We start from the raw sequence: 15,268 nt of genomic DNA, 5'->3' as shown, positions 1-15,268 counted from the left end.
CATATATTTAAAAATGATATAACATAAAAAGAGTGAACATTCCGTCCACTCTTTTTATGGTTTTATTCAGCTAATGCTATTACTTCTACTTCAACTAAAGCATTAGCCTCCGATCTGATACATTAATCTATTGTCGGAGGCACTATCATTATCATTAAATTTATGTCTTATAGGCTTATTAAAAATATCCCTCATAATTACTTCTTTTAATTCAGCATCAGATATACCATTTCTAATTAAACTCCTTAAATCTGTTCCTGAATTCCAATGAAGACATTGTTTTAAAAAACCTTCAGAGGTTAGGCGGATTCTATTACAGTTTTCGCAAAAGGAATGACTCATAGCACTTATAAATCCTATTTTCCCTATCCCTTTTTCAGTTTTAAAATATGAAGCAGGGCCTTCATGGCTAGTTATATTATCACAGGCCGTTAAAGAAGAGTTTTTTGAAATAATATTTTTTAGTTGTTGAGTGGATATAGATTTAAAACTTTTACCTTCACCTATAGGCATAAGTTCTATAAACCTAACATCTATAGGATTATTTTCTGTAATAGCAACAAAATCCATAATTTCATTACTATTAAAGCCCTCCATAATGACAGTATTTATTTTAACCTTTAAACCTTTATCTACGGCAAAATTTAAAGAATCAATTACGCTCTTTAGGTCACCACCACGAGTTATATTACTGTATACATCTTCCTTTAGAGTATCTAAGCTAATATTAACTCTATCAAGGCCAGCTTTAATTAGAGGGGTTAGATACTGAGCTAAAAGTATTCCATTAGTAGTAATACAGACTTCATTTATGTTAGGTAAAGATTTTATATCCTTTATAAGATCCACAATACCTTCTCTTATAAGAGGTTCTCCTCCAGTTATTCTTACCTTTGACATACCTAGTTCGGAGGTCAACTTGACGATTCTATAAATCTCATCAAGCTTCAGCAGGTTGGATTCAGGCATAAACTTTATTCCTTTATTCGGCATACAATACATGCATCTTAGGTTACATCTATCTGTTACTGAAATTCTAAGGTAATTTATATTTCTCCCGCATTTATCTAGCACTATATCCACCTCCTTTTATATTTGTATTAGCTATAATAAAGCTAAAAGCTATTATAATCTCATTAAAGTAAACATAATTATATTTTTATATTTTTTAAGTCTTTAAAATGATTCAATGAACCTTTATTTTTTATAAGTAATATTTCACTTAAAATGCTAAGAGCTATTTCTTCTGGCTTTTCTGAAGCTATATTTAGCCCCATTGGTGCAAACACCTTTTGTAGCTCTTCTTTAGGAATTCCAGCATTAATTAAGTTTTGCATTATAAAAAGTATTTTTTTAGTGCTTCCAATCATTCCAACATAGGCAGCGCCCTTAGATACTGAAGCCATAAGCGCATCACTGTCGGACCTATGACCTTTTGTAACTATGGTTACATAAGTATTTTCATTAAATTTGTAATTAGATAAAGTATCACCTATATTGCCTATAATAATCTCATCTGCATCATCAAATACTGTGCTATTTGCAAATTCTTCTCTATCATCAAAAATCACTGTATAAAAGCCTAATATTTTTCCTAATTTATGAAGTTGTTGCCCTATATGACCAGCACCAGCTATAAGCAGTTTAGGGCTAGGGGTAAAAACTTTTATAAAGCCTTTAATTTGACCGCCACACTGTGCATCTAGACCACCTTTTTCATTTAATATATATTCAAAATTACTATCTTCGCTCTGGGCAATACATTCTATAGCTTTAAGAATGACCTTATGCTCAACTATGCCTCCTCCAATAGAGCCTAATATTCTACCATCTTTCCATACTGCCATGGTAGATCCTGCTTTTCTTGGAGCAGATCCTGATGAATCTATTATAGTGGCTAGGGCAACCCTTTCACCACTATGTAAGCTCTCATATACTTCTTTTAATATCTTTTCGTCCATAGCCACACACTCCATAATTTTTGTTATTTTTTAAGTATAGTATAGCCTCTAATACTCCGCCGCCAATACTTCTTGCCTTATCTGAAATTGTGTAACAGTTTTCCTTTTCCGTAACTCTTGGATCAATATCTGCTATTTTAAGTTTCGCAGTTATATTACTTCCATCTCTTATAATTCCTCTCAGTAGTCCATTTATACTAGCTTTAACTTCCATATCATCTACATAAGCTATTATGTCATTGGCTTCAACTACATCACCAATATTACAAACGTTTCTAATAACTCCAGCACAAGGACTATATATTACTCTTTCTTTTGAGTAACCCATTATATTACCAGGGACTCCAGTATCTTTTTTAGCGTAGCCGTCTAATATCATTTTTCCTAAATTATGGCCCCTCATAGTTTCAATTACTGCATGTACATCCTTTCCGGCCTCAAAGCCTGGTCCTAAGGCAATAGTTATATCGGCCATATTCATAGTAGTACCCAAGTTCTTTTTGGCTAAAATTGCGTCAACTACAATTTGAGGTTTAAAAACATCTATATATAGGCCATTTGGATCTACAACCACTGGTACCTTATTTTCTAGCCATGCTTTCTTAACTTCTTTAACATTACATGCATAAACGGAGGTAATATCTTCTATTGTAATTTGACCTTCATATATAGCTTCACTGAAACAAACAGTTCTTCTTATTGAGGTAGGAGTTGATACTTCTAATATCAGAACTTTAAATCCACTTCTGTGTAGTTTTTGGATTGTTCCTGAGGCTATATCTCCTCCGCCTCTCACAATTACAAGTTCATTAAACATATCTAACCGTCCTTCTATTTATTATATTTAATATATTTTTATAATCTTCTGGTGTATCAATATCAAGTAAAGGTAATTCACTATTTAACTTTATAAAATGCACATCATTCTTGTATTTATCTATTATTATTCGACCGCCAGTATCACCTTGAAGACACAGCAATTCATCTCTAAATCTTTTAGGAAAGATGACGGGAGAACCTCTTCTAGAACCAAAAGTAGGAACTATAATTGAATGCTTATATTTATCAAAGGCATAATTTAAAAGTCTTATTGTATCTGTATCTATGAAAGGTTGATCACCTGTAAAGAACATATAACCATCAGTATCACAAGAGTTAATAACTCCAAGTTTAATTGATTCACTTTGACCATACATAGCTTTATCATTAAAAATAGTTTTAATGCCTCTTTTTTCAGACAATTTTAATACGTTTTCATCTCTCCCAATTAAAAGGATATCATTAAAATTATAAGATAACACCGAATCCATAACATGTTCAATTATAGACTTTTCATTAAGGTTTAAAGAAAGTTTATTCTTACCCATCCTTTTGCTATAACCTGCTGCTAAAATAATAGCATTAATCATTTGGTATCCTCCTAAGTCAGACACAGCTAAAAGCTAATTGATATTTTTTACTCATTAAGCTTCCTATAATTACTTTGTTGAAGCAAATATTGCCTTTTTCTAATATTGCTTCCAAAAGCTTATTTGCCAGAAGTAATTCATCAGCATTTTCAACTTTGTTAATAAAAAGTATTTTTTCTCCTAAAGCATTCTTAAATAGTCCATTTGAATGAAGTATTAAAGAAATAATATGCTGTATGTTTATAGGTTCGTTTATTGTTGAATTTGTCAATTTTAAAAATTCTTCAAGCCTATGAACATTAGTATCATTAATTGTTTTGCCTATTGTTTTTATATCTAATACTCCAATTGTTTTATTCGTTTTCTGGTATATTACAGGCTCATTAATACCCCACCCCTTGATAGGTTTCATTTTAGATCCATCTGCTTCTATCAGCGTATAATTAAAAGATTCAGAAACTGTTTCTATGGTACTGCTATCTAGCCCAACAACTTTACCAGCCTTATTTAGAGAACTACCAAAAATGTAAATACCTTTATTGTTAATTTGGCTGTAGTCTAGATAATCTTTTTTATTTAGACACATGTAATCATACTGGTCTTTATTTGGCATAAATATTTTAGTAGTTGTTGTTACTAATACCTTGCTCTCCTCTTTTAGCTCTTCAGCTAAATTAAACATAAGAGAAGTTTTTCCCCCAGCTCCTACAATGGAAACTATGGATTCTTTCTTCAAATCTAATAATTCTCTTAATTTCATACTTTACCTCATGAATGATGGATTTAATTTATAATCCTGTATAAAATATTATAAGCAACTAATGTGCCAGAAAAAACAAAAAATTCTAATAAAATATTTTGCTATATAGAATACTTAGTGAAATAGCAGTTTTTAAGTACTTATAAAAGTTTCATAAACGTAAACAGTTGTAAAATTTTCTTGCCTTGAGATTAATATTAAGCAATATAATAAGTTTTTTAATTATCATAATGATAAAAAATTATCATTATGATAATAATTTGATAAAGATATGATATATATAGGATGTTTTCTTTAAAGTTTAACAAAATGTGTTATCAATTTGATAAAACTTATATGAACTTTAATAATAACCTATAAAATAAACCTCATGATATTAATGTCATGAGGTTTATTTCTAATTAAACTAAAAGCTTATTTCACCAGAATGGGCATTAGAGGTCTTAGAGTTGTCTAAGCTTAAATCACTATGAACTTCCTCACCATGATTTAAGAATGCATTAAGAATTACTGCAACTACAGATGCGGAAACTATACCGCTGCCAAAAATTGATTTGAAAATTGCTGGTGTATGATCAAGCAAATTAGGCACTGCAGTGATTCCAAGGCCTATGCCAATGGAACAAGCAACAACAAGCATATTGGAGTTCTTGTTGAAATCTACGCTTGAAAGCATCTGGATACCAGCCACTGCAACCATTGCAAACATTATAGTTGTAGCTCCGCCTATAACAGGCTGAGGAATAATTGTAGCTAAAGCTGAAAATTTCGGAATCAATCCAAGGCATAATAGAATAATACCGGAAGCGATTACAACAAAACGGCTTTTTACTCTGCTTAGAGCTAGGAGGCCTAAGTTTTGGTTAAACGTAGTATGTGGGAATGAATTGAAAATACCTGCGAAAATTGTGGCAAGTCCTTCTGCTCTAATTCCACGGACAATATCTTTTTCAGTAAGATCTTTCTCACAAACTTTACTAATTCCAAGGAATGTACCAGTTGATTCAATCATTACTGTAAACATAACAAAGGTCATCATGATTATTGAACCGAGATCGAATTTGGGTAGACCAAAATAAAATGGCTGAACAAAGCTTATCCACTTTGCATTTGCAACTGGTGTAAAATCTACTTTTCCCATAAATGTAGCAACTATTGTTCCTAAAACAATACCATTTAAAATAGAGAGAGACTGGAAAAATCCTTTTAAATATTTATTGGATAGTAGAACAACAATCATTACAAATCCGCCTAGTAATAGATTAGAGATACTTCCGAAATTTTTTGCACCTGCGCCGCCACCGATACTAGTGATACCAACACTTACCAAAGAAAGTCCCATTACTGTAACAACTGTGCCGGTTACAACAGTAGGGAAAAATTTCAATATCTTTCCATACAGTGGTGCCGCTAGTACAACTATTATTCCGGCTGCGATAATGGAGCCATAAGCTATTTGCAATCCAAAGCTTTTACCAACAATAATTAACGGACCAACGGCTGCAAAGGTGCAACCTAAAATTGCTGGCAGCCTCGCACCGGCAAATGAACTTATACCAATCGCTTGTAGTAAAGTTGCAATACCGGAACAAAATAAATCTGCGGCTACCAAAAATGTCAATTGTGTTGGCGTCAAACCTACAGCAGCACCGATAATTAATGGTACGGCTACTGCACCTGCATACATTGCAAGTACGTGTTGAAGGCCTAAAGGCGCAAGTTGGCCAATTGGAAGTACTTGATTTACTTCGTCCACTTTTTTGCTGTTTTCTTCTGACATATATAATACCCCCTAATAAAACATTTATTTTTAATACTTAAATTTTGAGCTTTAAGTATTAATTACGAAATAATGATGTGCCGAAATAAATTGTTAAAATAAAAATCTAATATTGTGTACGATTTCATAAATTGTAAATTAGCTACATTATTGTAGAAATTAAAATAATAAATATAAAAAACTTTTATTAACTAACTAATTAATCAATGTATTTTAATTTAACTATATTGTATAAATATTGTCAATGTTTAAATGATAAAAAAATTTCGGAATATAATAAAGATAATTGGAGTTTATAAGCTATTTTTTAGGAATTTGTTAGATTATGCAGAAAAAAATAAAGTTTAAATTATTTGAATGTTGACAAAAATATTTTACTATTATAGGATTAGATTAACTAGTCAATCTAATTTTTAATAATTGATATTTTGTCATTAATAACTCCGTAAATCAAAAGATGTCAATATTAAGATGTTAGCGAAAATTCGAAATTATGTATATTTTTTTATTTATATAAATTATTTGAATGTTGACAAAGTTATTTTGCTATTATAAAATTAGATTAACTAGTCAATAAAAAATGATTAATTGATACTTAGTTATAAATGTTTCTTTAAATTAATTAAAGAAATTAAGTTTAATAAATGTTTTAAAATTTAGGAGGGTAATTATGGAGGAAATTAAAGGATTAATTAAAAACTTGGAAAAATTAAATTACAAGGACATGTACAACAATGACTTTTTCTTGACATGGGAAAAGACAGATGATGAGCTTAAATCAGTATTTACAGTAGCAGATATACTACGTAAGATGAGAGAAAATAATATCTCTTCTAAAGTCTTTGATAGTGGACTAGCAATATCTTTATTCCGTGATAATTCAACAAGAACAAGATTTAGCTTTGCAAGCGCTTGCAACTTACTTGGACTTGAAGTTCAAGATTTGGATGAAGGAAAATCACAAATAGCTCACGGTGAAACTGTACGTGAAACAGCAAACATGATATCATTTATGGCTGATGTTATCGGTATCAGAGATGACATGTTCATCGGTAAGGGAAATAAATACATGCATGAAGTATCTGATGCAGTTAGAGAAGGTAATGAATCAGGAGTTCTTGAACAACGTCCTACACTTGTAAATCTTCAATGTGATATAGATCACCCAACTCAAGCTATGGCAGATATGTTACATATAATTCATGAATTTGGTGGTGTAGAAAATCTTAAAGGTAAGAAAATTGCTATGACTTGGGCATATTCACCTTCATATGGTAAACCATTATCAGTTCCACAAGGTATTGTTGGTTTAATGACAAGAATGGGTATGGAAGTTGTACTTGCTCACCCAGAAGGATATGAAATAATGCCAGAAGTTGAAGAAGTAGCAAGAAAAAATGCTGAATTAAGCGGTGGAAAGTTCACAAAAACTAATTCTATGGCTGAAGCATTCAAAGATGCTGATATCGTTTATCCAAAGAGCTGGGCTCCTTTTGCTGCTATGGAAAAACGTACTGAACTTTATGGAGAAGGCAAAATGGAAGAAATAAAAGTACTTGAAAAAGAACTTTTAGCACAAAATGCTAAACATAAAGATTGGGAATGTACAGAAGAGTTAATGAGCCTTACTAAAAACGGAAAAGCATTATACATGCACTGTTTACCAGCAGACATCACTGGTGTAAGCTGCAAAGAAGGAGAAGTAGCTGCTTCAGTATTTGATAGATATCGTGAACCACTTTACAAGGAAGCAGGATTTAAACCATATATCATAGCTTCAATGATGTTCTTAAGCAAAGTTAAAAATCCTGTAGAAACATTTGAAAATCTTTTAAACAATAAGCCACAAAGATTTTCAGGAAAATAGAATAAACATTTAGAGTTTACGGAGTGTGCCAGAGTGTTTTATGGACACTCCGCATTTTACATGTAGATTATGCAATAATAAAATTTATTTTTTATTGATATACATTCTTAAGGGGGGAAATTAAATGAGCGATAAGATGCGCCTGATTTCATTTGAAAAAATGCTTACTTGGGTTACTAAAGAACTAAAAGAAAAAGGATCTATTTTCGGTATTCATGAAAATAAGTTTTATAGAAACAAAAGTGGAAAATCAATTGAATTATTTGGTGAAAAACTAGCTTCACCACTAGGTCCTGCAGCAGGTCCTAATTCACAATTAACACAAAATATCGTTGCATCCTATTTAACTGGAAGCAGATTTATTGAGCTTAAAACAGTACAAATTATAGACGGGGAAGACTTACCTGTAGCTAAACCTTGTATTCGTGCAGAAGATGAATGTTATAACGTAGAATGGTCTACAGAACTAAGAGTACCAGATGCTTACGATGAATATATAAAAGCTTGGTTTTTACTTCATGTTTTAATGAAAGAACTTAATTTAAGCCAAGAAAGAGACTTTATGTTCAACATGAGTGTTGGCTACGATTTGGAAGGTATAAAATCTCCCAAAATAGATGCTTACATTGAAGGAATGCGTAATGCATCAAATACAGAGATTTGGAAGGAATGTAGAGAAGTAATTCTTAAAAACATGGACTTATTCACTAATTTCACTAAAGAAGATTTAGAAAAAATTTCACCAGTAGTTTGTCCATCAATTACATTATCTACACTTCATGGATGTCCTCCACAAGAAATTGAGAGAATAGCAAACTATCTACTTAAAGAAAAGCACTTACACACTTTTATAAAGATGAATCCAACTCTTTTAGGAGAAAAATTTGTTAGAGATACTTTTGATGCAATGGGCTATGATTATGTAGTTCTAAACGGACATCATTTTGTAAACGATTTGCAATACCCAGATGCAGTAGCAATGTTAAAGAGATTAAAAGTAGTTTCAAGTGAACTAAACCTAGGAATAGGAGTAAAGTTAACTAATACTTTACCAGTTAAAATTGATAATGGTGAATTGCCAGGAGAAGAAATGTATATGTCAGGTCGTTCTCTTTTCCCACTTTCAATAACTTTAGCATCAAGATTAGCTAAAGAGTTTGATGGTGATTTACAAATATCATACTCTGGTGGTGCAGACTTCTTTAATGTAGATAAGATTTTAGCTACAGGTATTCAACCAATTACATTTGCAACAACTATATTAAAGCCAGGTGGATATGAAAGAATAACACAAATGGCTGAAAAGATAGAAGGAGATCTAAACGGAGCCTTTGCTGGAATTAATACTGAGTTATTAGATAAGCTAGCTAAAGAAGCTATAACTGATAAATATCATATTAAGGACTTAAGAACTGTAGACAGCAGAAAGCTTTCTGATGAGCTTCCTACTTATGACTGTGCAATAGCACCATGTGCTGTAGGTTGTCCTATAAATCAGCAAATTCCTGAATATATAGCTTTAGTTGGCGGTAAGAAATATGATGAAGCTTTCTCTGTAATTGCAAAGGATAACACAGCACCAGCAATAACGGGAACTATATGTAATCATAATTGTCAATATAAGTGTACTAGATTAGACTATGATCAATCAGTTATGATCAGAGATATGAAGAAGATTGCAGTATTAAACGCTCAGGATAAATTTATTGAAAATGTTAAAATTTCAGATATAAAGAGCGACAAAAAGGTAGCAGTTATAGGTGCTGGCCCTGCAGGAATGGCAACAGCTCTATTCTTAAGAAGAAATGGCGTAGACGTAACTGTAATAGATAGAAAAGAAAGACCTTATGGTATTATAGAATACGTTATACCAGAATTCAGAATTCCTTCTGAAATGATTAAGAAAGATTACGAACTTGTTAAGAGTTATGGAGTAAACTTTCAATTTGGAGTAGATGGAAACTTCGCTATTGGAGCTTTAAAGAATAATTATGATTATGTGGTACTAGCTATAGGTGCTTGGAAGCCAGGTAGAATATCTCTTAAAGAAGGCGGAGATAAGGTTCTAAATGCTATTTCCTTCTTAGAAACACATAAAGCAGAAAAAGGAAATATGAATTTAGAAAAACATGTTTGTGTTATAGGTGGCGGAGACGTTGCTATGGACTGTGCTCGTGCAGCAAAGAGAGTTCCAGGAGTAGAAACAGTTTCTATCGTTTATAGAAGAACTAAGAAATTTATGCCTGCTGATAGAGAAGAAATTGAATTAGCTATGGCTGATGGTGTACTAGTTAAAGAACTTCTTGCACCAGTTGCTTTCAAAGACGGAAAACTTATCTGTGATGAAATGAAATTAGGTGATAAGGATGCTTCTGGAAGAAGAAGTCCTGTTGCTACTGGGAATACAGTAGAATTAGCTGCAGATACAGTTATAGCAGCAGTTGGAGAACAAGTTGACAGTCAAATACTAGCTAAGAATGGAATAGAGCTAGATGTTAAAGGCTTCGCTAAAGTGAACGAAGCACGTGAAACAAGCGTTCCAAACGTATATGTTGCTGGAGATATGAAAAAAGGACCAGCTACTATTGTTAAAGCAATTGCAGATGGAAAAGCAGTAGCTAAAGATATATTAGCAAAAGAAGGATTAAGCAATGACTTTGAGAAGAAGGTTCTTTCTGTAGATGAAAAAGTAATATACGGAAGAAAAGGTATATTGAAGGATGTTGTTAACTCAGAAAAAGAAGCTGAAAGATGCCTTTCATGTAACAACATTTGTGAATTATGTGTGGATGTTTGCCCTAACAGAGCAAATGTTATGATAGAAGTAGAAGGAGAATTCGCTTCTTCACATCAAATAGTACACTTAGATGGAATGTGTAATGAATGTGGTAACTGCGGTATCTTCTGCCCTCATAAGGGAAATCCATATAAAGATAAAGTAACAGCTTTCTGGAGTGAAGCGGATTTTGTTGACAGTACAAATAAAGGTTTCTTAGTTGTAGATAAGAATAAAGGTCTTTATAAAGTTAGAACTGAAAATGGAGATATTGTAAATCATACTATGGGCCAAGAAAATGTTATTTCAAAGCAAATGGAAAGCATTATTAAGAGTTGCGTAGAGAAATATAATTATATGTTATAGTACGATTTTTAAGTTTAACTCTTAATTTTTAGAATTAGAGATTGTAAAACACAAAACTGGGGAGGGGAAACAATGTTGTTAATTGGAAATGGTAAGGTGATTACTAGAGATAATAATAGACCAATTATTGATAATGGATGTGTTGCTGTAGATGGCAACAAGATTATCGAAGTTGGTATGACTGAAGAAATTAAAAACAAATATGCAGATGCTAGATTTATTGATGCAAAAGGTAGACTAATTATGCCAGGGTTTATTAATACCCATATGCATTATTACAGTACTTTTGCTAGAGGAATGGCTAATGATAGTCCTCCAGCGCAGAATTTTGTTGATATACTTACAGGGCTATGGTGGAGACTTGATAAGGTGTTAACTCTAGACGATGTTTATTATAGTGCAATTGTACCAATGATAGATCAAATAAAAAATGGTGTAACTACTGCATTTGATCATCATGCAAGTCCTTATGCAATTAGAGGAAGCTTATTTAAAATAGCAGAGGCTGCAGAAAAAGTAGGTATCAGAAGCAACTTATGTTATGAGACTTCTGATAGAGACGGAGAAAAAATTATAGATGAGGGTATTGCTGAAAATGCAGAGTTCATTAAATACTGTAACAGCAAAAATGATGATATGCTTAAAGGTATGTTTGGACTTCATGCATCAATGACAATATCAGAAAAAACTTTAGAAAAGTGTTTAAAATCTATACAAGGTTTAAATACAGGTTTCCATGTTCATACTGCAGAGGGAATTGAAGATGTAGAAGATTCAAAAGAAAAGTATGGCAAAGGCGTTGTAGAAAGATGGTATGATGCAGGCGTTCTATCAAATAAGACAATTGCAGTACACTGCGTTCATGTATCAGACAAAGAAATGAATATGCTTAAAGAGAAGGATGCTATAGTTGTGCATAATCCTGAGTCTAATATGGGTAATGCTGTAGGAGCATCACCTGTACTTAAATTGTATGAGAAGGGAATCCTATTAGGACTTGGAACAGATGGATATACTGCAGATATGATGGAGTCCTATAAAGTTGGAAATATTATACACAAACATGTTGCAGGAGATTCTAAAGTAGCATGGGGAGAAATTCCACAGATGCTATTTGAAAATAACAGAAAGATTACTGAGAGATTTATCGATGGTAAGGTTGGAATTTTAAAAGAAGACGCACTAGCAGATATAATTATTGTAGACTATAATTCTTCAACACCAATTAATGAGAATAATATTAACAGTCATTTATTATTTGGTATAAATGGACGTCATGTTGATACTACAATTATAAATGGTAAAGTTGTTATGGAAGATAGAAAGCTTATTGATATTGATGAAGAAAGAATTATGGCAAGAAGTAGAGAATTAGCAGCTGCTGTTTGGAAGCGTTTCTAAAAAATTATTGTTCTTGATTTTCTCGAATAAAGTAAAGCAAATAGGTAAAGAAATGATACTACGAGAATAGAAAGGTTATCTTGCTTATTATAGCAAAGCAACCTTTCTATTTTTTATAAAATAAGTAAATACAATACATAAAATAAATAATGACCCAAATTATTATTGAAAACAATTTCACAGGGACGTATAATTTAACTAACTAATTAATAAAAGAATTATTTTCGATTTATGTATTTTTATGTAATATATTTGTACAAGTACTCAGGATATTTGAAACTTTATGTGAATTTATAGGCGTTTTAATTTAAAAGGATATGAGTTTGATGCTTTAGTTATTGATGACAGTAATCTATATATATTCAAACCATTGTCAATAGAAGAAAAATTACAGAAGTTTATCTATACTGGAGATGATAGAAATATTAAAGAAAGATACGTTGCTGATAAAAAAAGTAGAAGGACCAAGGTTTTATTAAAAATTTAAATTTCTAAAATAAACAGATTTAAGAAATTTAAAATGTAAAGGAGGGCTTTGCATGAGAAAAGCTATGATAATTGGAGTTTCATTTATAGTATCATTTATAATTGTAGTAGGTGTTAGATTAAATGGTATTAATGCTCTTTTATTATTTGGATTAGTTAACTCGCTATTTATTTGGTTTGGAATATATTTTAGTGATAAGAAGAGTTCATGTAAGGAGGATAATCAACAAATATCTTCTACTTACAATAACTATATGGAAGATAAAGAGCTTAAAGCATATTTCAAAAAAATACTTAATAATGCTATCTATTTAAATGATGCTTTAGAAAATATTAAAGCAGGGGCCACAGAAGGGGGGAAGGCTGCAGAGCTTATTGCTTTTAATACTCAAAACATTGTAGAACAAAACAATGAACAATTAAAAATTGTTGATGAAACAACACATAATTCTAAAGAAATTACGGGAATGATTTTTAGTGCCGCTGAATTTGCTGATAATGCAAACAAGAAAGCACAAAGCTCTATGAGTACTTCTATAGAGGCTAGTAAAGCAGTTAAAAAGATTGTTGAAACTATGCAGGGGATTGAAGAAACAGCATCACAGACGTCTTCGATGATAAATACTTTAACAGAAAAATCAAAACGAATTGGAGATATTATCTCTTTTATAACAAGCATTGCGAGCCAGACTAATTTACTTGCGTTAAATGCCGCAATTGAGGCAGCACGTGCAGGTGAAAGTGGAAGAGGCTTTGCGGTGGTAGCAGATGAAGTAAGAAAGTTAGCAGAACAATCTAATACTGCAGCTTCTGAAGTAAGTAAGATTGTTGGAGAGATAAGAAAAGATATTAATTCTTCATCAGTTTCTATTGAACAGGTAACAAATTATGTTTCAGAAGGTGTTACTGTGACAAATGAAGCAGGTGATTCACTAGAAGAAATATTGGAGGCCTTTAGAGAAAGTGTAAAACAAACAGAGCAAATTCAGCAACTTATTCATAAAACCGTTAAAAATTGTGATATAGTATTGTCTATTACAGAAAAGAATCAAGAGATGGCATATACAACAGCAAGGGCAACTGAGGAAATTGCAGCAGCCTCACAGGAGCAAAATGGATCTATTGAAGAGATTAAAAGCAGCATTGAAGTTATAACGGAGTTGTCAGAAAAAACCAAACAACATATTGCTTCTGCTGTTATGGATAAATTGATGTACATCAAAACGCTTCAATTTAAGGAAATTGTGGAAAAAGATAAAAGTTTTGATGGTTCAATTGATAAAATGAAGGTAATTGCATCAGAATTAGGGGTAGATGGGGTAGATGTTACTAATACTGAAGGAGTTATTTGGCATTCAAATATACATACGGCTATTGGTTTGAATATATATCAGTTGATGAGGGATAATGAGAGCCAAGATCTTAAAAAAGATTTGTTTATTGATAAAAAACCATATTCAGTTAGTTTATTAAAAACAAGTGTGCAGACAGGAAAACTTCATAAGTTTATGATGGTTCCAAATTATGATACAGGAATTATATATCAGGTTTCATTGTCTTATGAATCTTTACTAAAATTGTTGGATTAAAGAGATTTTATGATTTATATGTTGAAATTAAGTTCAATTTACTTTAAAATTCATAGTGAACAATATATTTAATAAGTTATTTTTATATTGATAGGTTCACAATTGTTATAATAAATTACTTTAATTATAACTAAAACTATAGTTATTCTTAGAAAAGAGGTTATAATATGGCAAAGGGGATAGATGAAAAGATACTGGATGCTGCAATGAAGGTAGTATCAAGAGAGAAAATAAGCGGTACTCGTATGCATATGATTGCAAAGGAAGCTGATATGAGTCAGGCTAACTTACATTATTACTTTTCTACTAAAAATGATTTAATGATAGCTCTTTTAGATATTATACAAGAAAAGTTTTCAGGCAACCGTAAGAATTATATTGATATAGAAGATAAAGCAGTTGTAGAGAATATTAGGGGATTTTTTGAACAGAAAAAAAATGAGATTCTTCATAATAAGGAGATAGATTATCTTCAATTTGATTATTGGGTTCAGGGAACAGTAAATGAAGAAATAAGAGAAAAATTCCAAAATACCTTTAACATATGGCGCAATAGTATTAGTGAGGTTTTAAATAAAGGTGAATTTAAGGCTGATATTAGTGAAAATAAAAGAGATGTGCTGCCATTTATAGTTGTATCTTTAATGCTTGGAGCCTCAATGCAGTATCTTATTGACGAAGGTAAATTTAATTTGGAAGAATATTTTAATGTAGCTGAAAAGATAATATTTGATCAGTTTTTAATTAAAGAAGATTAGTTGTTTTAGAGTGGTATAAGTTACCACTCTTTTAATTTTATAAAATAAATTAAATCTTTCGAATATTGACTAAACATTTATACTATAATAAAATAAAATTGACTAACTAATTAAT

11 protein-coding genes and 1 pseudogene are annotated in these 15,268 nt (G+C 31.5%); 6 read left to right on the top strand and 6 right to left on the bottom strand.

The window, feature by feature from the left end:
* Positions 1-102: 102 nt before the first annotated feature.
* From moaA to ACZ5N4_RS26275, 6 genes are all read right to left on the bottom strand, one after another.
* Positions 103-1,074 (bottom strand): GTP 3',8-cyclase MoaA, encoded by a 972-nt coding sequence (gene moaA / locus ACZ5N4_RS26300; protein ID WP_464205714.1) that lies wholly within the window; start codon positions 1,072-1,074, stop codon positions 103-105.
* A gap of 77 nt (positions 1,075-1,151) precedes the next feature.
* On the bottom strand, positions 1,152-1,961 hold the full coding sequence (locus tag ACZ5N4_RS26295; protein WP_464205712.1) for an XdhC family protein: 810 nt from the start codon (positions 1,959-1,961) through the stop codon (positions 1,152-1,154).
* The gene (yqeB, locus tag ACZ5N4_RS26290) at positions 1,930-2,778 is read right to left on the bottom strand and encodes a selenium-dependent molybdenum cofactor biosynthesis protein YqeB (protein ID WP_464205711.1); all 849 of its coding nucleotides are present in this window, start codon (positions 2,776-2,778) and stop codon (positions 1,930-1,932) included. The genes ACZ5N4_RS26295 and yqeB overlap by 32 nt, the downstream gene beginning before the upstream one ends.
* Positions 2,771-3,370 (bottom strand): molybdenum cofactor cytidylyltransferase, encoded by a 600-nt coding sequence (mocA, locus tag ACZ5N4_RS26285; protein ID WP_464205709.1) that lies wholly within the window; start codon positions 3,368-3,370, stop codon positions 2,771-2,773. Before mocA ends, yqeB begins: the two co-directional genes overlap by 8 nt.
* Positions 3,371-3,386: 16 nt before the next feature.
* Positions 3,387-4,130, bottom strand: a complete 744-nt coding sequence (yqeC, locus tag ACZ5N4_RS26280; protein ID WP_464205707.1) for a selenium cofactor biosynthesis protein YqeC — start codon at positions 4,128-4,130, stop codon at positions 3,387-3,389.
* Between the two features lie 406 nt (positions 4,131-4,536).
* Positions 4,537-5,910 (bottom strand): nucleobase:cation symporter-2 family protein, encoded by a 1,374-nt coding sequence (locus tag ACZ5N4_RS26275; RefSeq protein WP_464205705.1) that lies wholly within the window; start codon positions 5,908-5,910, stop codon positions 4,537-4,539.
* 670 nt (positions 5,911-6,580) lie between these two features.
* Between ACZ5N4_RS26275 and ygeW the strand changes: the two genes are divergently transcribed.
* From ygeW to ACZ5N4_RS26245, 6 genes and pseudogenes are all read left to right on the top strand, one after another.
* Positions 6,581-7,777 carry a knotted carbamoyltransferase YgeW gene (ygeW, locus tag ACZ5N4_RS26270; RefSeq protein WP_464205703.1) on the top strand — a complete coding sequence of 399 codons (1,197 nt, stop codon included), beginning with the start codon at positions 6,581-6,583 and terminating at the stop codon, positions 7,775-7,777.
* A 124-nt stretch (positions 7,778-7,901) separates the two neighbouring features.
* Positions 7,902-10,919, top strand: a complete 3,018-nt coding sequence (gene ygfK, locus ACZ5N4_RS26265; RefSeq protein ID WP_464205701.1) for a putative selenate reductase subunit YgfK — start codon at positions 7,902-7,904, stop codon at positions 10,917-10,919.
* A 72-nt stretch (positions 10,920-10,991) separates the two neighbouring features.
* Entirely contained in the window at positions 10,992-12,320 is a 1,329-nt protein-coding gene (ssnA, locus tag ACZ5N4_RS26260; protein ID WP_464205699.1) for a putative aminohydrolase SsnA, read from the top strand.
* A gap of 310 nt (positions 12,321-12,630) precedes the next feature.
* Positions 12,631-12,807 (top strand): annotated as a pseudogene (locus ACZ5N4_RS26255) (guanine deaminase); the annotation flags it as partial.
* 52 nt (positions 12,808-12,859) lie between these two features.
* Positions 12,860-14,395 (top strand): methyl-accepting chemotaxis protein, encoded by a 1,536-nt coding sequence (locus ACZ5N4_RS26250; protein ID WP_464205698.1) that lies wholly within the window; start codon positions 12,860-12,862, stop codon positions 14,393-14,395.
* A 167-nt stretch (positions 14,396-14,562) separates the two neighbouring features.
* Entirely contained in the window at positions 14,563-15,153 is a 591-nt protein-coding gene (locus tag ACZ5N4_RS26245) for a TetR/AcrR family transcriptional regulator (protein WP_464205696.1), read from the top strand.
* Positions 15,154-15,268 lie beyond the last annotated feature (115 nt).

It is taken from the genome of Clostridium nitrophenolicum (genome assembly GCF_055391695.1).
Note: the sequence above shows the minus strand (reverse complement) of the source record. Positions and strands in the feature narration are given on the sequence as shown.

Coding starts and splice junctions, on each gene's coding strand:
- ACZ5N4_RS26295 (WP_464205712.1), bottom strand. CDS start 1,961: ATGGACGAAAAGATATTAAAAGAAGTATATGAGAGCTTACATAGTGGT.
- yqeB (WP_464205711.1), bottom strand. CDS start 2,778: ATGTTTAATGAACTTGTAATTGTGAGAGGCGGAGGAGATATAGCCTCA.
- mocA (WP_464205709.1), bottom strand. CDS start 3,370: ATGATTAATGCTATTATTTTAGCAGCAGGTTATAGCAAAAGGATGGGT.
- yqeC (WP_464205707.1), bottom strand. CDS start 4,130: ATGAAATTAAGAGAATTATTAGATTTGAAGAAAGAATCCATAGTTTCC.
- ACZ5N4_RS26275 (WP_464205705.1), bottom strand. CDS start 5,910: ATGTCAGAAGAAAACAGCAAAAAAGTGGACGAAGTAAATCAAGTACTT.
- ygeW (WP_464205703.1), top strand. CDS start 6,581: ATGGAGGAAATTAAAGGATTAATTAAAAACTTGGAAAAATTAAATTAC.
- ygfK (WP_464205701.1), top strand. CDS start 7,902: ATGAGCGATAAGATGCGCCTGATTTCATTTGAAAAAATGCTTACTTGG.
- ssnA (WP_464205699.1), top strand. CDS start 10,992: ATGTTGTTAATTGGAAATGGTAAGGTGATTACTAGAGATAATAATAGA.
- ACZ5N4_RS26250 (WP_464205698.1), top strand. CDS start 12,860: ATGAGAAAAGCTATGATAATTGGAGTTTCATTTATAGTATCATTTATA.
- ACZ5N4_RS26245 (WP_464205696.1), top strand. CDS start 14,563: ATGGCAAAGGGGATAGATGAAAAGATACTGGATGCTGCAATGAAGGTA.